27 protein-coding genes are annotated in these 23,679 nt (G+C 68.3%); 9 read left to right on the forward strand and 18 right to left on the reverse strand.

The genetic code is table 11. The annotated features are described in order from the left end of the window. The 4 genes from U4012_RS09285 to U4012_RS09300 all read right to left on the reverse strand — a co-directional run bounded on the left by U4012_RS09285 (window position 1) and on the right by U4012_RS09300 (window position 2,739). The gene (locus tag U4012_RS09285; RefSeq protein WP_321797908.1) at window positions 1-1,125 is read right to left on the reverse strand and encodes an OpgC domain-containing protein; all 1,125 of its coding nucleotides are present in this window, start codon (window positions 1,123-1,125) and stop codon (window positions 1-3) included. Window positions 1,126-1,323: 198 nt separating this feature from the next. Next, on the reverse strand, window positions 1,324-1,569 hold the full coding sequence (locus U4012_RS09290) for a hypothetical protein (RefSeq protein ID WP_321798146.1): 246 nt from the start codon (window positions 1,567-1,569) through the stop codon (window positions 1,324-1,326). After that, complete coding sequence (gene rarD / locus U4012_RS09295; RefSeq protein ID WP_321797910.1) at window positions 1,524-2,423, reverse strand: EamA family transporter RarD; 900 nt, start codon at window positions 2,421-2,423, stop codon at window positions 1,524-1,526. Before rarD ends, U4012_RS09290 begins: the two co-directional genes overlap by 46 nt. 19 nt (window positions 2,424-2,442) lie before the next feature. After that, complete coding sequence (locus U4012_RS09300) at window positions 2,443-2,739, reverse strand: acylphosphatase (RefSeq protein ID WP_124486044.1); 297 nt, start codon at window positions 2,737-2,739, stop codon at window positions 2,443-2,445. A gap of 256 nt (window positions 2,740-2,995) precedes the next feature. On the opposite strand from U4012_RS09300, the gene hpnA reads away from it, so the two are divergent. Both hpnA and U4012_RS09310 read left to right on the forward strand, forming a co-directional pair. After that, on the forward strand, window positions 2,996-4,003 hold the full coding sequence (gene hpnA, locus U4012_RS09305) for a hopanoid-associated sugar epimerase (protein WP_321797913.1): 1,008 nt from the start codon (window positions 2,996-2,998) through the stop codon (window positions 4,001-4,003). Between the two features lie 108 nt (window positions 4,004-4,111). Next, a complete protein-coding gene (locus tag U4012_RS09310) occupies window positions 4,112-5,527 on the forward strand; it encodes a phage tail protein (RefSeq protein ID WP_321797915.1) in 1,416 nt (471 codons plus the stop codon). 124 nt (window positions 5,528-5,651) lie between these two features. On the opposite strand, the gene U4012_RS09315 is transcribed toward U4012_RS09310, so the two are convergent. Further along, the gene (locus tag U4012_RS09315; protein WP_044845035.1) at window positions 5,652-6,839 is read right to left on the reverse strand and encodes a glycosyltransferase; all 1,188 of its coding nucleotides are present in this window, start codon (window positions 6,837-6,839) and stop codon (window positions 5,652-5,654) included. Between the two features lie 416 nt (window positions 6,840-7,255). Between U4012_RS09315 and ispH the strand changes: the two genes are divergently transcribed. After that, window positions 7,256-8,197 (forward strand): 4-hydroxy-3-methylbut-2-enyl diphosphate reductase, encoded by a 942-nt coding sequence (gene ispH / locus U4012_RS09320; RefSeq protein WP_044844980.1) that lies wholly within the window; start codon window positions 7,256-7,258, stop codon window positions 8,195-8,197. Window positions 8,198-8,209: 12 nt separating this feature from the next. Beyond that, complete coding sequence (gene hpnH, locus U4012_RS09325) at window positions 8,210-9,370, forward strand: adenosyl-hopene transferase HpnH (protein WP_124520106.1); 1,161 nt, start codon at window positions 8,210-8,212, stop codon at window positions 9,368-9,370. A gap of 167 nt (window positions 9,371-9,537) precedes the next feature. Here the strand turns inward: hpnH and U4012_RS09330 are convergent, their stop codons facing one another. From U4012_RS09330 to U4012_RS09350, 5 genes are all read right to left on the reverse strand, one after another. Next, a complete protein-coding gene (locus U4012_RS09330; RefSeq protein WP_044844978.1) occupies window positions 9,538-9,798 on the reverse strand; it encodes a hypothetical protein in 261 nt (86 codons plus the stop codon). Between the two features lie 180 nt (window positions 9,799-9,978). After that, window positions 9,979-10,458 carry a hypothetical protein gene (locus tag U4012_RS09335; RefSeq protein WP_124520107.1) on the reverse strand — a complete coding sequence of 160 codons (480 nt, stop codon included), beginning with the start codon at window positions 10,456-10,458 and terminating at the stop codon, window positions 9,979-9,981. Then, a complete protein-coding gene (locus U4012_RS09340; RefSeq protein ID WP_321797920.1) occupies window positions 10,455-10,667 on the reverse strand; it encodes a hypothetical protein in 213 nt (70 codons plus the stop codon). The genes U4012_RS09335 and U4012_RS09340 overlap by 4 nt, the downstream gene beginning before the upstream one ends. A 14-nt stretch (window positions 10,668-10,681) precedes the next feature. Beyond that, window positions 10,682-11,059 (reverse strand): hypothetical protein, encoded by a 378-nt coding sequence (locus U4012_RS09345; RefSeq protein ID WP_321797922.1) that lies wholly within the window; start codon window positions 11,057-11,059, stop codon window positions 10,682-10,684. Window positions 11,060-11,235: 176 nt separating this feature from the next. Beyond that, on the reverse strand, window positions 11,236-11,523 hold the full coding sequence (locus U4012_RS09350; protein ID WP_321797924.1) for a hypothetical protein: 288 nt from the start codon (window positions 11,521-11,523) through the stop codon (window positions 11,236-11,238). 30 nt (window positions 11,524-11,553) lie between these two features. Between U4012_RS09350 and U4012_RS09355 the strand changes: the two genes are divergently transcribed. Together U4012_RS09355 and U4012_RS09360 are read left to right on the forward strand one after the other, a co-directional pair. Further along, window positions 11,554-11,907: a DOPA 4,5-dioxygenase family protein gene (locus tag U4012_RS09355; RefSeq protein ID WP_044844975.1), complete on the forward strand. Its 354-nt coding sequence runs from the start codon at window positions 11,554-11,556 to the stop codon at window positions 11,905-11,907. 129 nt (window positions 11,908-12,036) lie between these two features. Continuing rightward, window positions 12,037-12,468: a nuclear transport factor 2 family protein gene (locus U4012_RS09360; RefSeq protein WP_321797927.1), complete on the forward strand. Its 432-nt coding sequence runs from the start codon at window positions 12,037-12,039 to the stop codon at window positions 12,466-12,468. Window positions 12,469-12,561: 93 nt separating this feature from the next. On the opposite strand, the gene trhA is transcribed toward U4012_RS09360, so the two are convergent. From trhA to U4012_RS09385, 5 genes are all read right to left on the reverse strand, one after another. After that, on the reverse strand, window positions 12,562-13,182 hold the full coding sequence (gene trhA, locus U4012_RS09365; RefSeq protein ID WP_044844973.1) for a PAQR family membrane homeostasis protein TrhA: 621 nt from the start codon (window positions 13,180-13,182) through the stop codon (window positions 12,562-12,564). 230 nt (window positions 13,183-13,412) lie between these two features. Continuing rightward, complete coding sequence (locus U4012_RS09370; protein ID WP_006766647.1) at window positions 13,413-13,619, reverse strand: YbdD/YjiX family protein; 207 nt, start codon at window positions 13,617-13,619, stop codon at window positions 13,413-13,415. 12 nt (window positions 13,620-13,631) lie between these two features. Beyond that, entirely contained in the window at window positions 13,632-15,710 is a 2,079-nt protein-coding gene (locus U4012_RS09375; protein ID WP_044844972.1) for a carbon starvation CstA family protein, read from the reverse strand. 290 nt (window positions 15,711-16,000) lie between these two features. Then, window positions 16,001-16,429: a PRC-barrel domain-containing protein gene (locus tag U4012_RS09380; protein WP_321797981.1), complete on the reverse strand. Its 429-nt coding sequence runs from the start codon at window positions 16,427-16,429 to the stop codon at window positions 16,001-16,003. Window positions 16,430-16,808: 379 nt separating this feature from the next. Continuing rightward, window positions 16,809-17,939 (reverse strand): 3-deoxy-7-phosphoheptulonate synthase, encoded by a 1,131-nt coding sequence (locus tag U4012_RS09385; RefSeq protein WP_014900794.1) that lies wholly within the window; start codon window positions 17,937-17,939, stop codon window positions 16,809-16,811. A gap of 433 nt (window positions 17,940-18,372) precedes the next feature. Here U4012_RS09385 and U4012_RS09390 point away from each other — a divergent pair, with 433 nt between their 5' ends. Then, a complete protein-coding gene (locus tag U4012_RS09390) occupies window positions 18,373-18,927 on the forward strand; it encodes a hypothetical protein (RefSeq protein WP_124486034.1) in 555 nt (184 codons plus the stop codon). A gap of 59 nt (window positions 18,928-18,986) precedes the next feature. Here the strand turns inward: U4012_RS09390 and U4012_RS09395 are convergent, their stop codons facing one another. Beyond that, window positions 18,987-19,697, reverse strand: coding sequence for a YceH family protein (locus U4012_RS09395; protein ID WP_044844969.1), 711 nt, complete (start codon window positions 19,695-19,697; stop codon window positions 18,987-18,989). 413 nt (window positions 19,698-20,110) lie between these two features. On the opposite strand from U4012_RS09395, the gene U4012_RS09400 reads away from it, so the two are divergent. Both U4012_RS09400 and hutC read left to right on the forward strand, forming a co-directional pair. After that, window positions 20,111-20,875: an SDR family oxidoreductase gene (locus U4012_RS09400; RefSeq protein WP_321797985.1), complete on the forward strand. Its 765-nt coding sequence runs from the start codon at window positions 20,111-20,113 to the stop codon at window positions 20,873-20,875. A 44-nt stretch (window positions 20,876-20,919) separates the two neighbouring features. Then, window positions 20,920-21,657, forward strand: a complete 738-nt coding sequence (gene hutC / locus U4012_RS09405) for a histidine utilization repressor (protein WP_044844967.1) — start codon at window positions 20,920-20,922, stop codon at window positions 21,655-21,657. A 151-nt stretch (window positions 21,658-21,808) separates the two neighbouring features. Here hutC and U4012_RS09410 read toward each other — a convergent pair whose 3' ends face one another. Together U4012_RS09410 and U4012_RS09415 are read right to left on the reverse strand one after the other, a co-directional pair. Continuing rightward, window positions 21,809-22,657 (reverse strand): phytanoyl-CoA dioxygenase family protein, encoded by an 849-nt coding sequence (locus tag U4012_RS09410; RefSeq protein WP_321797988.1) that lies wholly within the window; start codon window positions 22,655-22,657, stop codon window positions 21,809-21,811. A 55-nt stretch (window positions 22,658-22,712) separates the two neighbouring features. Next, window positions 22,713-23,516: an ABC transporter substrate-binding protein gene (locus U4012_RS09415; RefSeq protein ID WP_321797989.1), complete on the reverse strand. Its 804-nt coding sequence runs from the start codon at window positions 23,514-23,516 to the stop codon at window positions 22,713-22,715. Window positions 23,517-23,679: the final 163 nt, after the last annotated feature.

A 23,679-nucleotide genomic window follows, 5' to 3' on the forward strand; every position in this document is an offset into this window, starting at 1 on the left:
TCACGCGGCCGCGCCGCGCCGGCGTGCGAACCACGTTCCCGAACCGGCCACCGCCATCATCAGCCCGACCGCGCATGCGTCGGCCGCGAGGCCCACGCCGATATGCCGCAGCTCGGCGCCGTTCGCGACCGGATGCAGCAGCGAATCGATGACGAGCGAGATCGCCGCGCCCGCGACGAAGCAGATCAGGCCGCGCCGGCCGACCGCGACGACCGGCTGCACGGCCCGCGCAATGCGCGCGATCCAGCCGTAACGCACGCAGTCGGCCATCAGCCAGGCAATCGCCGCGAAGCTCACGATGCGCGGCAGCGCGAGATCGCGCTTGAGAATACCTTCCGGCAACGGCAGCCCCGAGAACAGCTTGTAGCTCGCACAACCGAGCACGATCGCGCACGCGACGCCGGTCGCCGCGGCGCTCCAGCGCCCGAGCGCGACGTACCGGTAGAAAGGCTGGCAGCGCGCGAGCACGCCGGCGACGAACATCAGCTGCCACGCGAACGGGTTGAAGTTCCAGCGGAACGCATCGGTATCCAGCAGTTCGGGGCCGAGCCAGCCCGCCGCGAGCCACGACGTCGCGCTGAACGCGACGAGCAGCCACGGATGGCGGCGCGCGAACGGCACGATCACCGGCGACGCGAGCGCGAACAGCACGTACATCGGCAGCACCGACGCGAGATACGGCTGGCGCTGGAACGTGAGCAGTTCGGCGAGCCCCGTGAGCGGCGACGCGAGCATCACGCTGACGTCATCGAGCGCGAGGTTCGGCGCGTCGATCCCGTAATGGTCGAGCACGGCGGACACGACGAGCATCAGCGTCGACGTCGCGAGAAACGCGCGGTAGATCTGCATCGCGCGGCGCACGAACCGCCGCTGCGCCGCGCGCGCGCCGTGCCGGTCGGCGATCGCGCCGTACGCGCTCGCGGTCGCGAAGCCGCCGAGGAACACGAACACCTCGGCCGCGTCGCACAGCGCGAATGCATGGAGCGTCACGCGCGACAGCACGCTCGCGCCGATGTGATCGACGACGATCATCAGCAGCACGATGCCGCGGAAGAAATCGACTTCGATCAGGCGCGCGCCGCGGGTCGGCGGCATCGGGACGGCAGGCGGCATGTTCAACGACATGGCCGCACCTGCACGACGACGGTGCGGCATGCACCGAAGGAGGATTCGGAAGGGAGAAGGCGAACGCGATCGGCGGCGCTACGCGTATGCTCGTATCGCGCCAACCCGGCCGGCCCGGCACGGAAATGACCGTTCATGGAAAAGCCGCATACGAAGAGGAGGCGGTCAGATCAGTCTAGCGGCCGGTCGGGAGATACCCTAAGTAACAAAGTGCAACGGAATCTTCTGTTCGATTACAGGCGTGACATCGGCGATGCAACGCTGGCGAGGCCGCCAGCCAGACGTCAGCTGCACATCAGCGCGATGCCAGTTCGACGCCTGAATCGTGGGACGCGACGCAAGCAATGCGCGCTGCGCGGCACGTTCGTTGCCGCCGTCGCGCGGCCGGGCGGCGATGCTCAGCCGCGCGCGGGCAAGCGCCGCATCAGCATCGCGCTGTGCCACGCGGTCAATGCAACGGCGACCCAGATCGGCCCGTACGTCGCGAGCTGCGCGACGCTCAGCGTCTCGCCGAGCAGCAGCAGCGACACCGCGACGAGCAGCACCGGTTCGACGTAGCCGAGGATCCCGAACAGCGCCATCGGCAGCATCCGGCTCGCCTTCAGGTAGCTCGCGAGCGCGAGCGTGCTGAGCACGCCGAGCCCCGGCAGCAGCACGGCCCACAGCAGCGGATGGCTGGCGACCGGCGTCGCGCTCGCCGACACCATCGCGAACGCGACCGGACACAGCAGCACGATCTCGAGCGCGAACGCGGCCAGCGAATCGGCGTTGATCCGGCGGCGCAGCACGAAATACGGCGGATAGCCGAGCGCGACGACGAGCGTCGGCCACGCGAACGCGCGCGTCGCCCATACCTCGTGCGCGACGCCGAGCGCCGCGCATGCGACCGCCGCCCATTGCAGCGGATCGAGCCGTTCGTGATAGTAGAAGCGGCCGACGAGCACCATCGTCAGCGGCAGCAGGAAATAGCCGAGCGACACTTCGAGCATGCGTCCGTGCAGCGGCGCCCACAGGAACAGCCACAGCTGCAGGCCGAGCAGCGCCGCGCTCGCGGGCAGCGCGACCAGCAGGCGCCAGTCGCGCACGCCGCGCCGCACGAGTTCGACGAGCGCCGGCCAGCGGCCGCGCAGCGCGATCAGTGCGAGCGCGCCCGGCGCGGTCCACAGGATGCGCCACGCGAAGATGTCGAGCCCCGTGAGCGGCGCGAGCAGTTTCGCGTAGGCGGACATCAGCGCGAACAGCGTCGACGCCATCACCGACAGCGCGATGCCGCGCCCGGCCTCCGGATACCCCGTCATGTTGTTTTAGCCTTGCGCGTTACTGCTGCTGGAAGCGCTCGAAGCGCTTTTCGACGTGGCGCTCCTCGAACGTCACCTCGGTCACGCGCGCGGACGGCGGCCCGTGGCGCAGCCACGCGAGCATCCGGTCGATCTGTGCGCCCGGGCCCTGGATCATCGCCTCGACGCTGCCGTCCTCGAGATTCGCGACCCAGCCGCGCAGCTTCAGCGCATGCGCCTCGCGCACCGTCGCGTGACGGAAACCGACGCCCTGCACGACGCCGCGCACCCGCACGTAGTAGGTCTCGATCCGTTCGTCCAGTTCATTGCGGCTCATCGCGTCGCCCTCCCGTCGTGCAATCCATTCAAGCCCGGCATTGTAGTCGCGTCGGCCGCTTCGCACACGGGCCCGGCGGGCCGGCTCGGCGCCGTCGCCAGTGCAGCCGCCCGCGCGAGCACGCAACTGCGGGTTTGCTGCCCGGCGATGCGTGCGTGCCGGAGGACGGCGCTCGCGTCGCCGGGCGCGCCGACCACGTACAATCTCGCCGACGCACAACCGCCGCGCCGCCCGCGCGCGGCCCTGAAGGAAACGCATGACTGATACCTCCCGCGATCTCGTTCTCGTCACCGGCGCGTCCGGTTTCGTCGGCTCGGCCGTCGCACGCATCGCGCAGCAGAAAGGCTATGCGGTGCGCGTGCTGGTGCGCCCGACCAGCCCGCGCACGAACGTCGCGGATCTCGACGCCGAGATCGTCACCGGCGACATGCGCGACGAGAAGTCGATGCGCGCCGCGCTGCGCGGCGTGCGCTACCTGCTGCACGTGGCGGCCGACTACCGGCTGTGGGCGCCGGACCCGCACGAGATCGAGCGCGCGAACCTCGAAGGCGCGGTCGCGACGATGCGCGCGGCGCGCGCCGAAGGCGTCGAACGGATCGTCTACACGAGCAGCGTCGCGACGCTGAAGGTCACGAGCGCCGGCGATCCGTCCGACGAGAACCGGCCGCTCACCGCCGGGCAGGCGATCGGCGTGTACAAGCGCAGCAAGGTGCTGGCCGAGCGCGCGGTCGAGCGGATGATCGCCGACGAAGGGCTGCCGGCCGTGATCGTCAACCCGTCGACGCCGATCGGCCCGCGCGACGTGAAGCCGACGCCGACCGGCCGCATCATCGTCGAGGCCGCGCTCGGCAAGATTCCCGCGTTCGTCGATACCGGGCTGAACCTGGTGCACGTCGACGACGTCGCGCACGGCCACTTCCTCGCGCTCGAGCGCGGCCGGATCGGCGAGCGCTACATCCTCGGCGGCGAGAACCTGCCGCTGCAGCAGATGCTGGCCGACATCGCGCAGATGACGGGCCGCAAGGCGCCGACGATCGCGCTGCCGCGCTGGCCGCTCTACCCGCTCGCCGTCGGTGCGGAGGCCGTCGCGAAGTTCACGAAGAAGGAGCCGTTCGTGACCGTCGACGGGCTGCGGATGTCGAAGAACAAGATGTATTTCACGTCCGCGAAGGCCGAGCGCGAGCTCGGCTACCGCGCGCGTCCGTACCGCGAGGGACTGCGCGATGCACTCGACTGGTTCGGCTCGGCGGGCTACCTGAAGTAACACAAAGCGGCGTATTTCACGCCGCTTTGCGCACTTTGTTACACGTCGCTGACGGACCGGCACCGGCGCAGCGGTTAAAATCGCGGGTCTTACGCAGAGAAGACACGCATGAACCTGAACGAACAGATCGATTCGCTCAACGCGGGCGTCGATCAGCTCCTCCACGATCACCACGCCGCGCAGCAGGCGGCACGCAGCGCGGAAGCGTTCGCGCGCGCCGCCGCGGCGGAAGCCCAGGCCGCCGCCGCACGTCACGCCGCCGCGGAAGCCGAAGCACAGGCCGCCGCGCAGCGCCACACGGCCGCAGCCGCCGACGCCGATGCCGCGCAGCAGCGCCACGCCGACGCCACCGCCGCGGCCGAAGCCGCCGCCCTACGCCACACCGAAGCCGCCGCGCAGGCCGAGGCCGCCGTCCAGCGGCACGCCGAAGCGACCGCGCTGACCGAGGCGCTCGCGCAGCGCCACGCGGATGCCGAAGCCGCGTCGCAGCGTCATGCGGCCGCGATCGCCGAAGCCGAGGCCGCCGCGCAGCGTCATCACGCCGCCGCGACCGAAGCGGACGCGGCCGCGCAGCGTCATGCGGCGGCCGCCGCGGAAGCCGAAGCCGCCGCGAAGCGCCATGTGGAAGCGACCGCCGCAGCCGAGACCGCGACGCAGCGCCACGCGGCCGCGATCGCCGAGGCCGAGGCACTCGCGCAGCGTCACACGCAGGCGATCGCCGAAGCGGAAGCGGCTGCGCAGCGCCATGTCGAGGCAACCGCCGAAGCCGAAGCGATCACGCAGCGTCACGCCGAAGCGATCGCGCAAGCCGACGCGGCCGCGCAACGCCATGCGGAGGCGACCGCGGAGGCCGAGGCCGTCGCGCAGCGCCATACCGAAGCGATCGCGCAGGCCGAAGCGGCCGCCGAGCGTCACGCGAAGGCGATCGCCGACGCGGAAGCGCTGGTCGAAGCCGTCGTGAAGGACGCCGCGACGAACGCGGCAGCTTTGGCCACCGAGCCGGCCGTCGCGGCTGACGTGGTCGAACCGGCCGTCGGGTCCGCCGTTGAGCCGATGACGAACGCCACCGCGCCGGCTGCCGCCGATGAAGTCGCCGCTGCGGCGGCCGACGCGATCACCGACGTCGTCGCGACCACCACCGCCGACACCGCGATCGAAGTCGCGCCCGCGGCCGAAGCAGCCGCCGACGCCGCCGCGGACAAGGCGACGCTGCACGTCGCGCGCCCGTCGCAGAACGAACTGACGCTGACCGTCAACGGCCAGTCGATCACGTTGCACCCGGAGCAGCTGGGCCAGCTGATCGAGGAACTCGCGCATGCGCGCGCGTCGATGCAGCCGGAACCGCCGCCGGGCATCCCGGCCGGCTGGCGCTTCGTGACGACGAAGAACCCGATGATGGCCGTGCAGAAGCAGTCGAACGGCGATCGTCTGCTGGTCGCGCGCCACACCGGCTACGGCTGGGTGCCGTTCACGTTCTCGCCGGACGTCGTGATTCAGATGTACATGATGCTGACGCAGCGGTAAGCACGCGCGCAGCGGCGACCGGACGTCGGCCGGAAAGCAAACAGCCCGAATCGGCTCACGTCGATTCGGGCTGTCTGTTTTCAGCAATCCGGTGGTCCTGACGGCCGGCATCCGCCGGCCCGCTTCAGCGCTCCACCGGCGCCTGCACGCGCGCCTTCCACTGACCACCCTTGCCACGCCAGTAGCGCCACGCGGACGCGAACGTCGCGCCGACGTAGAACAGCGCCACGAGCGGCAGCGCGGGCGCCCACAGTGGCGAGCGCCGGTAATAGCGCAGCATCGGCGCATACGCGGTGCACATCGACGCCCATGCCAGCCACGCCGGCCAGGCGCGCGCGCCGTATGCGAGCGCGGCGACAGGCGGCACGAGATAGATGATCGTCATCCCGAGCAGCGTGCCGGCGAGCAGCAACGGCGAATAATGGAGCTGCGTGAACGCGGTGCGCGCGATCATGTTCCAGATGTCGCGCCAGCTGTCGTACGGACGCAGCGACACGCTGCGCTCGGCCAGGTCGAGCCGGATCGGATGCCGGCCGCTGCCGCGATGCTTGATCTGTGCGGCAAGGCTGCAGTCGTCGATCAGCGCGCCGCGGATCGATTCGATGCCGCCGGCCTCTTCCAGCGCGCTGCGCTTGACCAGCATGCAGCCGCCCGCGGCGCCGGCCGTCCGGTTGCGCGGATTGTTGATCCACGAGAACGGATAGAGCTTCGCGAAGAAGAACACGAACGCCGGGATCAGCGCCTTTTCCCAGAACGAATCGCAGCGCAGCCGCACCATCAGCGACACGAGATCGCGCTGTTCGGCCTGCGCGCGCGTGACGAGCTGCGCCACCGCGTCGGGCGGATGACCGATGTCGGCATCCGTCAGCAGCAGGTAGTCGGCCGGCAGCCCCAACGTGCGCACCGCGGCGATGCCCTGCGACTGCGCCCACACCTTGCCCGACCAGCCGGCCGGCAGCGGCTTCGCGGCGAGCACGGTCAGGCGGTCGGCGCGGTTGATCGCGAGCGCGGCCGCGCGGGCTGCGGCGGCGGTGCCGTCGTCGCTGTGGTCGTCGACAATGATCAGATGAAAGTCGCCCGGATAATCCTGCTCGAGCAGCGACGTCGCCGCTTGCGCGATCACGTCGACCTCGTTGCGCGCCGGCACGACCGCGACGACCGCCGGCCAGCCGGCCTCGGCCGCGGCGCCGCGCGCTTCCGGCGGCAGGGCCCGCGCGGGTCGCGCGCGCCAGAAGCCGCCGCGCGCGACCAGCAGCACGATCCAGATCAGCAGCGACAGGCCGGACACCAGAAAGGTAATCGCCAGCATCATCGGCACGCCTCCTGCCGGACGCCGGCGCCAGCGGCCCCGGATCGTTCGATCTCAATCAGGGTCGGAGTGAGAACACCCTTGACCGCACCGGCGGCAGGGCAATACGCGTAAGAATCGACGGTCATCGAATGGCCTTGAAATGAGCGCGACGCCGGGCAGCCGGACGGGCTGCCCGCGAAACCGCGCAGTTTACCGGGTTCCGCGCGCGCGAGCGCCGACGCGGCGCTGCGGTGGATGCAACACGGCCGATACAGCACCAGAGCAAGGACGGCCCGATAGGGTTAAAATGCGCGATTAATTCGGGGTTCCGGGGCCTGGCCTGGCCGGTTCGTTCCTGCCTTCATAACATCAAGCCGGGGCGAGCGAGCGGTGCCAGCTCTTCGAACCCGGCGTCTGTCGTCGGAGTTCGCTCACTTATGCGAGTCATCCTTGCCCAGCCCCGCGGCTTTTGTGCGGGGGTTGTCCGCGCGATCGAGATCGTCGATCGCGCGCTGCAACAGCACGGCGCGCCGGTCTATGTGCGTCATGAGATCGTGCATAACCGGCACGTCGTCGAAAACCTGCGTAATAAAGGGGCTCGATTCGTCGAGGAGCTCGACGAGGTGCCGCACGGCGCCGTGGCGATCTTCAGCGCGCACGGGGTCGCCCAGACCGTCGAACGCGACGCGGAAACGCGCGGGCTCGACGTGCTGGACGCCACCTGCCCGCTCGTCACGAAAGTGCACGTGCAGGGCCGCCAGTACGTCGCGGCGGGCCGCCGGCTGATCCTGATCGGCCATGCGGGCCATCCGGAAGTCGAGGGCACGATCGGCCAGATCCCGGCCGAGGTGATCCTCGTGCAGAGCGAGGCCGAAGTCGATACGCTGACGCTGCCGGTCGACACGCCGGTCGCGTACGTCACGCAGACGACGCTGTCGGTCGACGACACGCGCGGCATCATCGAAGCGCTGCAGCGCCGGTTCACCGACATCGTCGGCCCGGACACGCGCGACATCTGCTACGCGACGCAAAACCGCCAGGCCGCCGTGCGCGAGCTGAGCGGCCAGGTCGACGTGCTGCTGGTCGTCGGTGCGACGAACAGCTCGAACTCGAACCGCCTGCGCGAGATCGGCACCGAAAGCGGTGTACCGAGCTATCTCGTCGCCGACGGCTCGGAAGTGAAGGCCGAATGGTTCGCGGGCGTGCAGACGGTCGGCCTGACCGCCGGCGCGTCGGCACCCGAGGAAATGGTCGAGGATGTAATCGGCGCGCTGCGCGCGCTGGGGCCCGTCGATGTCACGACGATGGCGGGCCGTGAGGAAAAAGTCGAATTCAAGTTGCCGGCGAAGCTTACGCAAGCTGTCGCCCGCGAAGTTTAAGGAGGACATCTCTTGTCTATTCCGCTGCTCCAGCAAGTCCGCGTCGGCGCATACATCATGCGCCAACACCTGTCCGGCAACAAACGCTATCCGCTCGCGCTGATGCTCGAGCCGCTGTTCCGCTGCAACCTCGCCTGTAACGGCTGCGGCAAGATCGATTATCCGGACCCGATCCTGAACCAGCGCCTGTCCGTCGAGGAATGCCTGGAAGCCGTCGACGAGTGCGGCGCGCCCATCGTGTCGATCGCCGGCGGCGAGCCGCTGCTCCACAAGGAGATGCCGGAGATCGTCAAGGGCATCATGAAGCGCAAGAAGTTCGTGTACCTGTGCACGAACGCGCTCCTGATGGAAAAGAAGATGGACGACTACGAGCCGAATCCGTACTTCGTCTGGTCGGTCCACCTCGACGGCGACAAGGAAATGCACGACCATTCCGTGTCGCAGGAAGGCGTGTACGACAAGGCGGTCGCGGCCATCAAGGAAGCGAAGCGCCGCGGCTTCCGCGTGAACATCAACTGCACGCTGTTCAACGATGCGATCCCCGAGCGCGTCGCGAAGTTCTTCGATACGCTGGGGCCGATCGGCGTCGACGGCATCACCGTGTCGCCGGGCTATGCGTACGAGCGCGCGCCGGATCAGCAGCACTTCCTGAACCGCGACAAGACGAAGAACCTGTTCCGCGAAATCCTGAAGCGCGGCGAAGGCGGCAAGCGCTGGTCGTTCAGCCAGTCGTCGCTGTTCCTCGACTTCCTGGCCGGCAACCAGACGTACAAGTGCACGCCGTGGGGCAACCCGGCGCGTACCGTGTTCGGCTGGCAGAAGCCGTGCTATCTGGTCGGCGAAGGTTACGTGAAGACCTTCAAGGAACTGATGGAAGACACGAACTGGGACAACTACGGCGTCGGCAACTACGAGAAGTGCGCGGACTGCATGGTCCACTGCGGCTTCGAAGCCACCGCCGTGATGGACACGATCGCGCATCCGCTGAAGGCGTTCGCCGTGAGCCGGAAGGGCATCAAGACCGAAGGCGCGTTCGCGCCGGACATCTCGATCGCGAAGCAGCGTCCGGCCGAGTACGTGTTCTCGCGCCACGTCGAGATCAAGCTCGAGGAAATCCAGCGCGCCGGCAAGGGCAAGCTGCAGAAGCCGGCCAAGCCGGCAACGGCGGCTTAAGCGCGTGTCGCCATGCGGAGGTTCGCGCCTCCGCATCGGCCGGCATCGAAGAAGCGCCACGGAGTTCGCTCCGTGGCGCTTTTGTTTTGTCGGGCTTGGGTTGTGTCGGCCTTCGTGCGGGGAGCGGCGCGCATCCGCGCACGCATGAGCGGGCGAACGCCGCTCGCCTAGTGTCTCGACTCCGCGGCCGCGATCAATTGCCAGGCGGTCGGGCCGGGGTCGAGCAGCGGGTCGGACGGCGGATCGAGATCGTGCCGATGCTCGTCTTCGGACGGCAGCGTCTGCCGCTTCGCAATGCCGATCTCGTCGCCGCAAACGGTGCATCGATAGATGCCCGCGATCGTCACTTCGCTGCCCGGCGGCAGGTTCTCGCTGAAGGCGCGGCCGCTTCCGCACGTGAAGTAGCCGCCGATCCTGTATAGCGCCATCGCTCCTCCTGATCGAAACGGATGCGTTCACGCCGACACGCACGATCATCGCCCACGCGAGGATGAATCGTCATCGACCGAACCCGTCCGGTTCCTGTCATGACATTAGACGGCGAGCGTCGGCGCCGGGGAATGGGACAGGTATGAAACATCGCGCGGCGCCGGTCGCGTCGACGACGCTCAATGCAGAACGGCCGGTTCCCGCATCTTCGCCGCGGCTTGCGCGACGAGGGCCGGCTGGTCGGCCGACGCGAACGCACTGACGTGACGCCACAGCTCGGCGAGCCGGTGCCGCGTGAGCGTCGCGACGCATGCGTCGTTCGCGGCGAGGATGCGCTCGAGCACCGCGCATTCGTCGTCGTGCAGCGTCCATGCGCCGCTTTCCGCCGCGCGCGCGACGCTCGCATCGAGCATGCGCTCCGCATCGACGCACAGGTCGATGCTCGCGTCCGCCGATACTGCATCGTCGAGCGCGAGGAACACCAGGTAGACGCTCGTGCGCAGCCGCATCAACAACGTTTCGCTGCCGTGCTCGCCGCGCAGCGCGACGAGCGCCATGTGGCATTTCAGCGAGATGTCGCGCACATGCGCGGGCGGCAACGGCAGCAGCCATTCGCGCGTCAGCGGCGGATGGCGGCGGCTTTTCCGGACGGCCTTCATGATCCGCTCTCGCTGGCGGCAACGTCGTCCGCGTCGAAGCGCGGCCACCCGGTGCGGCACGCGACGGCGCCGGGGCGCGCGGCGCGATGGCCGTTCGCGCGGCGCCGCGCGGCGTACGGATCGTCACGCCGCCGCGTCGCGCACGCGTGCGGCAGCCGGCGGATCGTCGACGTGCGCCACGCGTCGGCGAGTCGGTTCGCGCATGCCATGCTCGTCTCCCGCATCAGAACGTGTTCTCGCCTTTCAGGTAGTACGCGGTCTTCACGAAGAACGCCTTTACCGGATGGCCGCTCTGCGCGGCGCTGGCCGCACGCGCTTCCATCGCGGCCTTCTCGTCGCGCGAGCGGTCGGGCACCGGGTTCCGTACGCGTTCGAGCGCACGCTGCATCGCGAGCGGATAGTTCTGGTTGCCGGCCGTCGTCGCGCGATAGCCGGCGCGCGTCATCTGCATCAGTTGCACGTCGGTTTCGGCACGCGCCGCGGACCAGGTCAACGGCGCGACGTTCGACTGCCATTCGGTATCGACGGACTGCGCGAAGCTCGCGGCGGGCAGCACGGCAAGCGCGCCGGACAGCACTGCAAGGGAAACAACGGTTCGCATCATGGCCTCCAGATGGTTGCGTCCGCATCGATCTTCGACGTCGATGCGGTGAAACCATCGTATGTCGCGCGGCCGCGCGCTTGAATAGCCGATTCCGCAATTGATATTTTCGGCACCGACGGCCGGCGCGCGACGCGCGCGATTCGCCAATGCCGCCCGAGCGGAATTTCTTTATTTCATTCAACGACATGATCGCGTTTTTGCAGACGATTAGATGCGGTGCGCGAATCGCTTTTGCCATTTTCGAAATGACGTATTGCCGAAGCGATTTCGCTCGGCGCCCGCGCCGGCCAGGCTTGCGGCGCGATGCCGCGCATGCCGGCCCGCGCGGGAAATACCTCAACGAACCCGCCGGTTTGTTTGACGCGCAACCATTCTTCACGCCGATTTATCGCTTCGCGACAAGACGTGTCCGACAAGGACGCGCGATAATTGCGCATCGCGCCGCAAGTGACGGCGCTCATGCCTTCCCTATTCCTCTCACGAGTCCCGTCATGGCTGATATCGATTCCACCGCGATCAACAGTTGGCACGCACACGTCTACTTCGACGCCGCCAGCCGCGACGCGGCCTGGGCGTTTCGCCTCGTCGTCGAAGAGCGGTTCGGCGCGATCATCGAGCTCGGCCGCTTTCACGAACGCCTCGTCGGCCCGCATCCGGCCTGGTCGTACCAGATCGCGTTCGACGCCACGCGGTTCGACACCATCGTGCCGTGGCTCGTGCTGAATCACGGCGCGCTCGACATCTTCCTGCATCCGAATACCAACGACGAACTGCGCGACCATCGCGACAGCGCGGTGTGGATCGGCAAGTCGCATGAACTGAATCTCGGCGCGCTGGGGGGCTGACGCGAACGGCGGAACGCGGTTGCGGTTGCGCTCGGCGCACGCAACATCCACGTTTCGGCCTCTGGTGAAACGTCCGGCAGCGTTGCATCAATACAGTGGTGCCGTTATCCACGCTTGCAGGAACCCGCCATGACCCACGCCGACACCGATGCGCACCGCATCCATCGAGACTGGCACGCCGCCGTCGTCGCACGCGACCTCGATGCGCTGATGTCGCTGTACGCGGACGACGCGATCCTCGAAACGCCGCTGATCGTCGCCACGCTGCCCGATCACGACTCGGGCGTGCTGCACGGCAAGCCCGCGATCGGCGCGTTCTTCGCGGCAGGGCTGCGCAATCCGGGCAACCGGCTCGGACGCTGGTACCGCACGGGCCTGTTCTTTTCGAACGGCAAGCAACTCACGTGGGAATATCCGCGCGAAACGCCGGACGGCGATCAGGTCGATCTCGTCGAGGTGATGGATCTGCGCGGCGGGCTGATCGCGCATCATCGCGTCTACTGGGGGTGGGTCGGGTTCGACGCGCTGCGCGACGTCGCGCCAGCGGCCGGTCGCACCTGATGCCGACGACCACGAAGAACGCGCGGCGCGCCTGCTCCGGCTGACTCGGGCGCGGCCGCATGCGGCCGCGCCTTCGCCGGCGTCCCGCGTCGCTCACGCGACATACATCGCGACACTGACGAACTGGCACAGGCTGCCCGCCAGCACGAAAAGGTGCCAGATACCGTGCCCGTGGCGGATGCGTTCGTCGTTGATGAAGAAGTAGATCCCGGCGCTGTAGATGACGCCGCCGGCCACGAGCCATGCGGTACCCACCGGCGGCAATGCATGGATCAGCGGGCGGATCGCGACGAGCGCGAGCCAGCCCATCAGCACGTACAGGATCATCGACACGATGCGCGTGCGCCGTCCGAGCGTGAGCTCCTGCACGATCCCGAACGCGGCGAGCCCCCAGCTGACGCCGAACAGCGACCAGCCCCACGGGCCGCGCAGCGTGACGAGCGTGAACGGCGTGTAGCTGCCCGCGATCAGCAGATAGATCGCCGAATGGTCACACTTCTGCAGGATCGCCTTGAGCCGCGGGTTGCGCACGCTGTGATACGCGGTCGAGATCCCGTACAGCAGGATCAGCATCGCGCCGTACACGCTGAAGCTCACGATCTTGTAAGGATCGCGGTCGAGCGCGCCCATCGTCACCAGCGCGACCAGCCCTGCCACCGACAATACCGCGCCGACGAGATGGGAAATGCTGTTGAAACGCTCACCGACATGCACGACGGGGTTCTCCTGCGCGGATTCATCGGAAAAAAGTAGAGCCCTATGATACCGGCGGCCGGATCAAGCCGCGCTGAAGCCGGCCAACCGCCGCAACCACGACAGGCAGCAAACATGCCCGCTCCGGCCCGCCAAATAAAAAAGCGCCGCGAATGCCTTCGCGGCGCTTCCTGGTCCGTCACCGGACTGCACTTGGTGGTGCCCTTACCGGCCGGCTTCGCCGGCCCGCTTCAGCAACACTTCCCCGCCCCCGACCCGTACCGCGCATTCTGACGCTCGCGGAAGAATTCCTCATACGTCATCGGCTCGCGGTCCGGATGGGTGTCGCGCATGTGCGCGACGTAGGTGTCGTAGTCGGGCAGGCCGACCATCAGCCGCAACGCCTGCCCGAGGTAACGCCCCGCGCTGCGCAGGTCGCTGCCCAGATCGCTGAACATCGCGGCCTCCCTTTAACGTCCGCTGCCGAGCGCCTGCGCGGCCGGCATTGCTTCGTACGGCGTCTCGCGCACGGTCGGCTTCGACTCGCGGCGCGCGCGCAGCACGGCGAGCAGCCCGTACCCCGCGATCGCCACGACGACGAAGATGAACAGGCCGGCCAGCGCCGCATCGATGTAGTCGTTGAAGATGATCCGCTGCATCTGCGCGATCGACTTCGCCGGTGCGAGCACCTTGCCTTCGTCCACCGCGGCCTGCAGCTTCGCCGCGTGCGCGAGGAAGCTGACCTTCGGGTTCGCATCGAAGATCTTCTGCCAGCCGGCCGTCAGCGTGCAGATCAGCAGCCATGCGGTCGGCACGATCGTCACCCACGCGTAGCGCTCGCGCTTCATCTTGAACAGCACGACGGTGCCGAGCACCAGCGCGATCGCGGCGAGCATCTGGTTCGAGATGCCGAACAGCGGCCACAGCGTGTTGATGCCGCCGAGCGGATCGACCACGCCCTGGTACAGGAAGTAGCCCCACGCGGCCACGCACAGCGCGGTGGCGACCAGGTTCGCGGGCAGCGACTCGGTGCGCTTGAGCGCCGGGTGGAACGTGCCGAGCAGGTCCTGCAGCATGAAGCGGCCCGCACGCGTGCCGGCGTCGACCGCCGTCAGGATGAACAGCGCCTCGAACAGGATCGCGAAGTGATACCAGAACGCCATCATCGCTTCGCCGCCGATCACCTGGTGCAGGATGTGCGCCATGCCGACGGCCAGCGTCGGCGCGCCGCCCGCACGCGCGATGATCGTCGTTTCGCCGACGGCTTTCGCGGTCTGCGTCAGCATGTCGGGCGTCAGCACGAAGCCCCATTGCGTGACCGTGTTCGCGACGGCTTCCGGCGTCGAGCCGAGCACGGCGGCCGGCGCGTTCATCGCGAAGTAGATGCCCGGCTCGATCACGCACGCGGCGACCAGCGCCATGATCGCGACGAACGATTCCATCAGCATCGCGCCGTAACCGATGAAGCGCGCGTTGGTTTCGTTGTCGATCAGCTTCGGCGTGGTGCCCGACGAGATCAGCGCGTGGAAACCCGACACCGCGCCGCACGCGATCGTGATGAACAGGAACGGGAACAGGTTGCCCGACCACACCGGGCCCGTGCCGTCGACGAACTTCGTCAGCGCGGGCATCTTCAGTTCCGGCGCGACGACCAGGATGCCGATCGCGAGGCCGAGGATCGTGCCGATCTTCAGGAACGTCGACAGGTAGTCGCGCGGCGCGAGCAGCAGCCACACCGGCAGCACCGATGCGACGAAACCGTAGCCGATCAGGATCCACGTGAGCTGCGTGCCGCTGAACGTGAACCATGCGGCGAGCGCCGCCGAATCGTGCACGGTCTGGCCGAACGCGATCGACGCCATCAGCAGCACGAAGCCGATGATCGACACTTCGCCGATGCGGCCCGGACGGATGTAGCGCGTGTAGACGCCCATGAACAGCGCGATCGGAATCGTCGCGGCGACGGTGAACGTGCCCCACGGCGAATTCGTCAGCGCCTTCACGACGATCAGCGCGAGCACCGCGAGGATGATCACCATGATCAGGAACGCGCCGAACAGCGCGATCACGCCGGGCACCGTGCCGAGCTCCATCTTGACGAGGTCGCCGAGCGAGCGGCCGTCGCGGCGCGTCGAGATGAACAGCACGATGAAGTCCTGCACCGCGCCGGCGAACACGACGCCGGCCAGGATCCACAGCATGCCGGGCGTGTAGCCCATCTGCGCGGCGAGCACGGGGCCGACGAGCGGCCCGGCGCCGGCGATCGCGGCGAAGTGATGGCCGAACAGCACGTACTTGTTGGTCGGCACGTAGTCGAGGCCGTCGTTGTGCCGGACGGCCGGCGTCATCCGCAGCCCGTCGAGCTGCATGACCTTGCTGGCGATGAAACGGCTGTAGAAGCGATATGCGATCAGATATACGCAGACTGCGGCGATCACGATCCACAGCGCGCTGACGCGTTCGCCGTGCGCAAGTGCGATCGTCCCGAACGCGAATGCGCCGAGCAGCGCGACGGCGATCCATAGCAGGGTACTGGAAGCCCGATTCATGGCGTCTCCTGGTCTCCAATGTGGTTTTGAGTGGATCCGGCCAGGCGCCGAACCCGCGTGACGTCGATGCGTCGTGCCGCGTCTCGTGGATGCCGCGGCGATGGGCCGTAGTATTCCGCGCGACGGGGGCAGCTTACAAGCGCACAACTACGTATGCGGGGCTACGTAGAATTACGTAGGCCGAGCGCGGGCGCGCGGTGCGCCCGAGATGAATCGACGCGCGACGCGACGTGGCGCGGCCCGGCGCGCGGCCGGCCGGCCATCGCGGGTCGCGCGCCGGGCCGCGTGGATCAGTGCTTGTCGTCGGCCTTCTTCGGCTTCGGCGGCGACGGCACCTTCGCGTACTGGAACGCCGGCGTGGCCTTCAACGCGTCCTTCGTCGCGCCCGGCAGGTAGATGTTGCCGTTGCGCACGTCGAGCGACGCGATCGGCACCGCGACGTCATGCGCGGCCACGCCGAGGAAGCCGCCGGCCGACACGATCGCCGCCGACACCGAGCCGTCCGGCGCGACGATCAGGTCGCGCACCGTGCCGACTTTCTGGTTCTGGTCGTTGTACACGGCCTTGCCGAGCACGCTCTTTTTCACGCTCCAGCCTTCGAGCAGCGCCTGCGATTGCTCGACGGTCACGCTGAGCGGCTGCGCGCCGGCGATCTGCGCGTGCGCGCTGACGCTCGATGCGATGACGGTTGCCGCGATGAGGGTCTTGTAGAACTTCATGTATTGCACTCCGGTTCGGTTGTTGTTGATTCCGGGAGCGAAGCGACGCGGGCGCAACGGCTGATCGGTGAGCGCCCCGCGCTTCGTCGGTCGCGTGGCGGCCAGCCGCGCCGCCACTGCGTGTGTGCATGACGGACCGGCGTGGCCGGACCGCAGCGTGCAACACGGCTTCATGGTAGCGGCATTCGCCGGATCGTGCGTTCGGAGTGCGACGTGACAGGCGGGGCGAGACGGATGGAGATCAATGACTGTGCGGACGGAGAAAAGCGCGCGCCGCGGCATGTCGATCGGGAGAACATCGGAGACGGGCATCCGCTCGTCACCGGCGCACGAACTACGCGGCGGATGCCCCCCGGCCCCGCCGCGCAGTCACACCGCCTCACGCGTTGCGCGAATACACCCTGCGATGCCGCACTGCCTCCGCCAGCACATCGAGCACCGGCTCCGTCTGCGTCCAGCTCAGGCACGCGTCGGTGATCGACACGCCGTACTGCAGCGGCACGCCCGGCTTCAGATCCTGGCGCCCGGCCTCGAGATGGCTCTCGACCATCACGCCGACGATCCGGTGCTCGCCCTGCGACAGCTGCCGCGCGAGATCCTGCGCGACCTCGATCTGCCGCTCGTGCGACTTGTTGGAATTCGCATGCGAGCAATCGACCATCACCTGCTCGCGCAACCCGCTCTTGCGCAGCACCGCGCAGCTCGCCTCGACGTGCTCGGCGTCGTAGTTCGGCCCGTTCTTGCCGCCGCGCAGGATCACGTGCGCGTCGTCGTTGCCGCGCGTCTCGAAGATCGCGGCCATGCCCATCTTCGTCATCCCCATGAACGCGTGGCTCGCGCGCGCGGCGACGATCGCGTCGGATGCGACCTGCACGCCGCCGTCGGTGCCGTTCTTGAAACCGATCGGGCAGCTCAGCCCCGATGCCAGCTGACGATGGCTCTGGCTCTCGGTCGTGCGCGCACCGATCGCGCCCCACGCGATCAGGTCCGCGATGTACTGCGGGCTCAGCAGGTCAAGGAATTCGGTCGACGCAGGCAGGCCGAGCGCGTTGATGTCGAGCAGCAGTTGCCGCGCCGCGCGCAGCCCTTCGTTGATGCGGAAGCTGCCGTCGAGGCGCGGATCGTTGATGTAGCCCTTCCAGCCGACCGTCGTGCGCGGCTTCTCGAAGTACACGCGCATCGTGATCAGCAGGTCGTCCTTCAGCGCATCGGCGGCGGCCTTCAGGCGGCGGGCGTACTCGAGCGCCTGGTCGTGATCGTGGATCGAGCACGGGCCGACGACGAGCAGCAGCCGGTCGTCGCGGCCGTGCAGGATGTCGCCGATCGCGCGGCGCGTGTCCTCGACGAGCGTCTGCGTGGCGGCCGGCACCGGCAGTTCGTCCTGCAGCAGCGCCGGCGAGATCAGCGGACGCACGGCGCCGATGCGGACGTCGTCGATACGCGTGGTGTCCTGCGTCGCGTCGGCACTGCCTACCTCGCGATCATGGGAAGGATTGTCGAGGTTCTGCATGGTGATTCTCCGGGGGACGTCTGGAATAAGGTGCAGGCTCGATTATGGCACTCGCGCAAGGCGGCAGCGAGGCGCGGCGCGGGCATGCGACCTGCGTCAAGAGGCCGGGCGGCCGGGCGAAAGAACGGCGATCCGCAACGGATCGCCCGGGTATTCGGCGCGTTGCGCCGATGCCGCACGCTGCGGGCGCGCGCCTGCCGACGTTTCCGGGCCTGTCGACAGGGCTTCATGGAACGGGCGTCATGCAGGCGCCGCCGGTCGCCAGCCGCAACGCGACCCGGGGCGCCGGCCGTTCGGCCGAGTGGTCGCGTGTGGCCGACGTACCGTACGATCATGGCTGTCCGCTGCCGATGACGCCTCGCCTTCGGCGCAGGCGGCACGACGCACCACCTGTCTGTGATTGATCGTACGCAACATGACCCGACACGCCACGATGACCGTATCCGAACTGCTCAGCGCCATCCGCCAGCCCTACGCCGACCTGCTCGCACAAGCGGCAGCGCAACCGGCGGCCGTCGTCGAACCGGCCTACCGGAAAGCCGACGGCACGCTGGCCACCGAAGGCCCGCTCGCACTGCCGTGCCGCGCCGACATCGTTCACACCGAAGGCGAATCGGCCGGCCAGCCGGCAATGGTCGACTCGACCACGCAACTGGACTTCGAACCGTTCGCGTTCGAACTCGAAACGGCGGCCGTGTCGATCCGGCCGTTCGTGTGGGACTGGGCGACGATCGAAGCCGACGGCATCGGCGAGGCCGCGGCCACCGACGCGTTCAGGACATGGTTCTTCGCGTGGTTCGACGCCGACGACGCAGGCGAGCCGGCCGAGGACGGCCTGCACGGCATCGTTCACTATCTGTCGGAACCGGCGGGCACGGAGCAAGGATGGCGCGTCAATGCGGACCTGGGCTCGGCGCCGGGCGCGGCCGTCGAGGATCTGCTGTTCCGGCTCGTCGACGCGGGTGCCACGCGAATCAGCATCGGCTGAATCGCTTCTCCATCCGCGACTCCCATGCGCGCCGGTGTCGAGTTGGCTCGGGCGGGCAATCAGCCGGCGTCGCCCGGGGTATCGACGTCGATCCCGAGTTCGGTCGCCATCCGCTGCACGAGTGCGTTCAGCCGCGCCACTTCATCCGCAAGCCGCTTCTGCTCGGCCTTGAGCGCCTCGAACTCCGACGGCGGAACGGAATCCGCGCCGCCGCCCGCGTCCGCACCGGCGTAGTCGGCGACGTTCACCTCGCCGCACATCAGGTGCATCCAGCGGTTCTCGCGCGCACCGGGCGCGCGCGGCAGCCGGACGACCAGCGGCTGCGCACGCGCCGCGAGTTCGTCGAGGAACGCCTCGACCGACGAGATGTCCGCGAAGCCGTGCAGGCGTGCGCTGTTCAGGCGCAGTTCGGCGGCCGTCTGCGGGCCGCGCAGCAGCAGGATCGTCAGCAGCGCGATCGCCTGGCTCGGAATCCCGAGCACGCGGTTCACGTTGTGCTCGAAACGCGGCACGCGGCTGCTGCTGCCCTCCATCACGAGGCTCAGGTGCTTGAGCCCGTCGAGCGCGGTCGTGACTTCGTCCTCGCTGACGTTCATCACCGGCGAGCGCGCGGTTTTCTGGTTGCAGCCCGCGGTCAGCGCATTCAGCGACAACGGATAGGTGTCCGGCACCGTGTGCTGCTTCTCGACGAGCACCCCGAGAATGCGGGCCTCGAGGGGCGTGAGTTCGCGCAGGGCGCGTGGCGTGGGCATGTCCGGCGTGGTGTTCATGGATGGCGTCGCAGCGTGCAGCAGGTGAAGGGAAACGGTCGCGGCCCGTCCGGCGTCGCGAACGGGCGAGCCATATGATAGCTCGCGACGTGAGGCCCGGCGCCACTCGCCGCCGCGGCGCGCGCACTTGCCGCGGCCGGTTTTCGTCCAACGGTTCGGCCGTGCGGCGGCGCACGACGACGCCTGCGTCCGGCCGCACGAACGCAGGCTCCACGCTCGCGCGCGGCATCGTCCCGCGTTTGCGCGCTGCGCAGGCCGGCGCTACGATACGCGTTCACCCGGACACGCGGCGCGGCGCTCGGCCGGACTCGTCCGCCAGGTCAAACCCGTGCATCGCCCGTCCCGCACGCCGTACCGCCCCGCCTGCGCGCCGCGCCTGTCAACACGCCTCAACCGTTCACTCGTTCACCGCCATGATCGCCTCCTCTCTCGCGCCGCACGTGCGCGCCATCGTCACCGGACACACGCGCGGCCTCGGCGCGTCGCTTGCCGAACAATTGCTGCAGGAAGGCATCGCCGTGCTCGGCGTGTCGCGCAGCCGTCATCCGTCGCTCGCCGCGCAGGCCGGCGACCGTTTCGCCGAAATCGAACTCGATCTGTCGGACACGTCGGCCGTCGCGGCCTGGCTCGCCGGCGACACGCTGCGCCGCTTCGTCGACGGCGCGTCGATCGTGCTGCTCTTCAACAACGCGGGCATCGTCGATCCGATCGGGCCGCTCGCCGCGCAGGACCCGGCGCTCGTCGCGCGCGCGGTCGGCCTGAACGTCGCGGCGCCGCTGATGCTGTCGGCCGCGCTCGTGCAGGCGGCAGCGGCGCCGACCGAATGCCGGATCCTGCACGTGTCGAGCGGCGCCGCGCGCAACGCGTACGCGGGCTGGAGCGTCTACTGCGCGACCAAGGCCGCGCTCGATCATCACGCGCGCGCCGTCGCGCTCGATGCGAACCGCGCGCTGCGGATCTGCAGCGTCGCGCCGGGCGTCGTCGATACGGGCATGCAGGCGACGATCCGCTCGACCAGCGAAGCGAACTTCCCGATGCGGGAGAAATTCGACGAACTGAAGTCGAGCGGCGCGCTGTCGACGCCCGAGGCGGCCGCGCGGCAACTGATCGGCTATGCGCTGAGCGATGCGTTCGGATCTGTGCCGACGGCCGACGTTCGCGAACTGCCCGCGCCCTGATCCGGGATAGAATTTCGCGATTGCCCTTCCCCAAGGATCCCCCGATGGTCACGAAGACCACCGCACCGTTCCAGCAGATCAAGACGCTCGTTCGCCAGAACGTCGATGCGGGCGACTGGCGCCCGGGGGACCGCATTCCGTCCGAACTCGATCTCGCCGCGCAATTCGGCGTCGCGCGCATGACGGTCAACCGCGCGCTGCGCGAGCTGACCGAGGAAGGCGTGCTGAAGCGCATCGCCGGCGTCGGCACCTTCGTCGCCGAGGTGAAGCCGCAGTCGAACCTGCTGATGATCGCGCACATCCGCGACGAGATCCGCGCGCGCGGCCACGAGTACCGCTGCCGCGTGCTCAGCCAGTCGCGCGAGCCCGCGTCGTTCGACGTCGCGGCCGCGTTCGGGCTGGCGGTCAACACGCCGGTGTTTCACGTGGTGTGCGTGCACGAGGAAAACGGCCGCCCGATCCAGCTCGAGGATCGCTACGTGAACCCGGCCGCCGCGCCCGAATTCATCGATCAGGATTTCCAGGCCGAGCCGCCGTCCGAATACCTGTTCAACAACGTGTCGCACTACGAACTGGAGATCGAGCACGTGGTCGACGCGTCGCTGCCGTCCGGTGAACAGGCGCGGCTGCTCGACATGCGCGCCGACGAACCGTGCCTCACGCTCACGCGCCGCACCTGGACGAACGGGCTGCCCGTCACGTTCGTGCACTTCCTGCATCCGGGCAACCGCTACCGGCTCGGCTCGCGCTTCAAGCCGGGCGCCGGACGTCACCAGACCTGAACCTTCTTCAGCGCGGGTAAGAGACCACGCGCGGCGCGCCGCTTCGCGAAGAAACGGCCACCGCGCGCATGACGTCGCTGAATGTCGCTGAATGTCGCTTGACGTGGCTTGACGTCACTCGATGTCACGTGACGTCGTCGATCCGCGCCGCTCAGATCGCCCCGACCTGCCCCGCGCCGCGCGACCATACGACCGGAAACAGCGCATGCTCGAGCGGCGCGCCGTCGGGCAGTTCGTCGGCCAGTCCCGGGAAATCGGGCGACGTCTTCCAGCGGCGCGGAGCGTGACGGATATCGTCGCCGACGAAGCGGATCGAGAACGCGCGCCGGCGGTTCTGCGTCCCGCCCGACGCATGCAGCGTCAGCATCCGGAAGCACACCATGTCGCCCGGCTCGAGCGCCCAGTGACGGATCGGGAACGCCGCGCGGTCGGCTTCGATGTCGGGCAGGTCGGCGAGGCTGCCTTCCGGGAACCACTTCGCTTCCTTGTCCATGAACGTGCGCGGCATCAGCCACGGCCCCTGGTGCGAACCCGCGACGAATTCCAGCGTCGATTCGAGCGGCACCGGATCGACCGGAATCCACATGCTGACGTTGTCGTCGCCTTCGATGTTGTAGTACGGCTGGTCCTGGTGCCACGGCGTGCGCTGCCGCGTGCCGGGCTCCTTCACGAGCAGGTGGTCGTGATGCAGCCGCACCGTCTGCGTGCCCATCAGCGCCGCGGCCACCGACGGCGCGGGCGACCGCACGATGAAGTCGCGATACGCGTCGTTGTGCTGCCAGTTGCAGAAGTCCTCGAAGAACCAGCCCGGATCGTCGGGCCGGCTCGCGACCTTCGCGCGCGCGCTCGGCTGCGCGAGGTTCGCGTCGATGCCGGCACGCAGCGCGGCCACTTCGTCGGGCGAGAAGATGCCCTTGATGCATACCGCGCCTTCGTCGCGGAAGGCGGCGATCAGTTCGGGCGTCACGGCTTGCGCGACGCGTTCCTGGATACTCGTCATGGGTTGCCTGTCGATTGATTGAGCCACGGAGTCATGGAATGGCAGGGTCACGGGTTCACGGCGCGGAAGTCAGCTGCTGCTTCGCGCCGTAGATGTCGAAGTCGAAATATTTCGCGGCGATCTTCTGGTACGTGCCATTCGCGCGGATCGCGACGATCGCGTCGTTCAGCCGCTTCTTCATGTCGGCGTCGCCCTTGCGCACGCCCATCGCGACGCCGTAGCCGGTGATGCGCACGTCGGTCACGTCGGGGCCCGCGAACGCGTAGCCCTTGCCGCGCGGCGTCTTCAGGAACGAATAGCCGGCCTGCGTCTTGTCCTGGAAGGTCGCGTCGAGACGGCCGTTCACCAGATCCTGATACACCTGGTCCTGGTTCTGGTACGACACGATCGTCACGCCCTGGGTCGCCCATTCGGCCTTCGCGTAGGCCTCCTGCGTCGTGCCCTGGTCGATCCCGACGCGCTTGCCCGCAAGCGACGCCGCGGTCGGCAGCAGCTTCGAGCCGGCCGGTGCGACGAGCGCGCCCGGCGACGCATACAGCTTGTTCGAGAAGTCGATCTGCTTGAGCCGCTCGTCGGTGGCCGTCATCGCGGACATGATCACGTCGAACTTGCGCGCGCGCAGCGCCGGAATCATCCCGTCGAAACCCTGCTCGACCCACACGCATTTCGCGCGCAGCTGCTCGCAGATCGCATTGCGCAGGTCGATGTCGAAGCCGGCGAGCGAGCCGTCGGGCTGCTTCGCCTCGAACGGCGGATAGGTGGGATCGATGCCCCAGCGGATCGTCGCCGTGTCCTGCGCGAACGAGACGAGCGGCGCGAACGCCAGCGCGGAAGCGAGAAGCCTTGCAGTGCGGTTCATGGTGTGTCCTTTTGGTCTCGACGTGGCGGGGGAAGGCGCCGGGCGTCCGTTGGGGAGCGTCGTGCCGGCTGGCCCGGCGCGGTACGCGAAAGACAGGGACTTCGATGAATCTGCGATGCAGTCTAGACCGCTTGATTTTCGAGCGCAAGCGGAAGGAATGGAG

This window comes from Burkholderia sp. BCC1988 (assembly GCF_905339895.1).
Classification (GTDB): Bacteria; Pseudomonadota; Gammaproteobacteria; order Burkholderiales; family Burkholderiaceae; genus Burkholderia.

What these genes read in the sequence shown, in the direction of transcription:
- U4012_RS09285 (WP_321797908.1), bottom strand. Translation starts at nt 1,125, where the DNA reads ATGTCGTTGAACATGCCGCCTGCCGTCCCGATGCCGCCGACCCGCGGC.
- rarD (WP_321797910.1), bottom strand. Translation starts at nt 2,423, where the DNA reads ATGACGGGGTATCCGGAGGCCGGGCGCGGCATCGCGCTGTCGGTGATG.
- U4012_RS09300 (WP_124486044.1), bottom strand. Translation starts at nt 2,739, where the DNA reads ATGAGCCGCAATGAACTGGACGAACGGATCGAGACCTACTACGTGCGG.
- hpnA (WP_321797913.1), top strand. Translation starts at nt 2,996, where the DNA reads ATGACTGATACCTCCCGCGATCTCGTTCTCGTCACCGGCGCGTCCGGT.
- U4012_RS09310 (WP_321797915.1), top strand. Translation starts at nt 4,112, where the DNA reads ATGAACCTGAACGAACAGATCGATTCGCTCAACGCGGGCGTCGATCAG.
- U4012_RS09315 (WP_044845035.1), bottom strand. Translation starts at nt 6,839, where the DNA reads ATGATGCTGGCGATTACCTTTCTGGTGTCCGGCCTGTCGCTGCTGATC.
- ispH (WP_044844980.1), top strand. Translation starts at nt 7,256, where the DNA reads ATGCGAGTCATCCTTGCCCAGCCCCGCGGCTTTTGTGCGGGGGTTGTC.
- U4012_RS09330 (WP_044844978.1), bottom strand. Translation starts at nt 9,798, where the DNA reads ATGGCGCTATACAGGATCGGCGGCTACTTCACGTGCGGAAGCGGCCGC.
- U4012_RS09335 (WP_124520107.1), bottom strand. Translation starts at nt 10,458, where the DNA reads ATGAAGGCCGTCCGGAAAAGCCGCCGCCATCCGCCGCTGACGCGCGAA.
- U4012_RS09340 (WP_321797920.1), bottom strand. Translation starts at nt 10,667, where the DNA reads ATGGCATGCGCGAACCGACTCGCCGACGCGTGGCGCACGTCGACGATC.
- U4012_RS09345 (WP_321797922.1), bottom strand. Translation starts at nt 11,059, where the DNA reads ATGCGAACCGTTGTTTCCCTTGCAGTGCTGTCCGGCGCGCTTGCCGTG.
- U4012_RS09350 (WP_321797924.1), bottom strand. Translation starts at nt 11,523, where the DNA reads ATGAGCGCCGTCACTTGCGGCGCGATGCGCAATTATCGCGCGTCCTTG.
- U4012_RS09355 (WP_044844975.1), top strand. Translation starts at nt 11,554, where the DNA reads ATGGCTGATATCGATTCCACCGCGATCAACAGTTGGCACGCACACGTC.
- U4012_RS09360 (WP_321797927.1), top strand. Translation starts at nt 12,037, where the DNA reads ATGACCCACGCCGACACCGATGCGCACCGCATCCATCGAGACTGGCAC.
- U4012_RS09370 (WP_006766647.1), bottom strand. Translation starts at nt 13,619, where the DNA reads ATGTTCAGCGATCTGGGCAGCGACCTGCGCAGCGCGGGGCGTTACCTC.
- U4012_RS09375 (WP_044844972.1), bottom strand. Translation starts at nt 15,710, where the DNA reads ATGAATCGGGCTTCCAGTACCCTGCTATGGATCGCCGTCGCGCTGCTC.
- U4012_RS09380 (WP_321797981.1), bottom strand. Translation starts at nt 16,429, where the DNA reads ATGAAGTTCTACAAGACCCTCATCGCGGCAACCGTCATCGCATCGAGC.
- U4012_RS09385 (WP_014900794.1), bottom strand. Translation starts at nt 17,939, where the DNA reads ATGCAGAACCTCGACAATCCTTCCCATGATCGCGAGGTAGGCAGTGCC.
- U4012_RS09390 (WP_124486034.1), top strand. Translation starts at nt 18,373, where the DNA reads ATGACCGTATCCGAACTGCTCAGCGCCATCCGCCAGCCCTACGCCGAC.
- U4012_RS09395 (WP_044844969.1), bottom strand. Translation starts at nt 19,697, where the DNA reads ATGAACACCACGCCGGACATGCCCACGCCACGCGCCCTGCGCGAACTC.
- U4012_RS09400 (WP_321797985.1), top strand. Translation starts at nt 20,111, where the DNA reads ATGATCGCCTCCTCTCTCGCGCCGCACGTGCGCGCCATCGTCACCGGA.
- hutC (WP_044844967.1), top strand. Translation starts at nt 20,920, where the DNA reads ATGGTCACGAAGACCACCGCACCGTTCCAGCAGATCAAGACGCTCGTT.
- U4012_RS09410 (WP_321797988.1), bottom strand. Translation starts at nt 22,657, where the DNA reads ATGACGAGTATCCAGGAACGCGTCGCGCAAGCCGTGACGCCCGAACTG.
- U4012_RS09415 (WP_321797989.1), bottom strand. Translation starts at nt 23,516, where the DNA reads ATGAACCGCACTGCAAGGCTTCTCGCTTCCGCGCTGGCGTTCGCGCCG.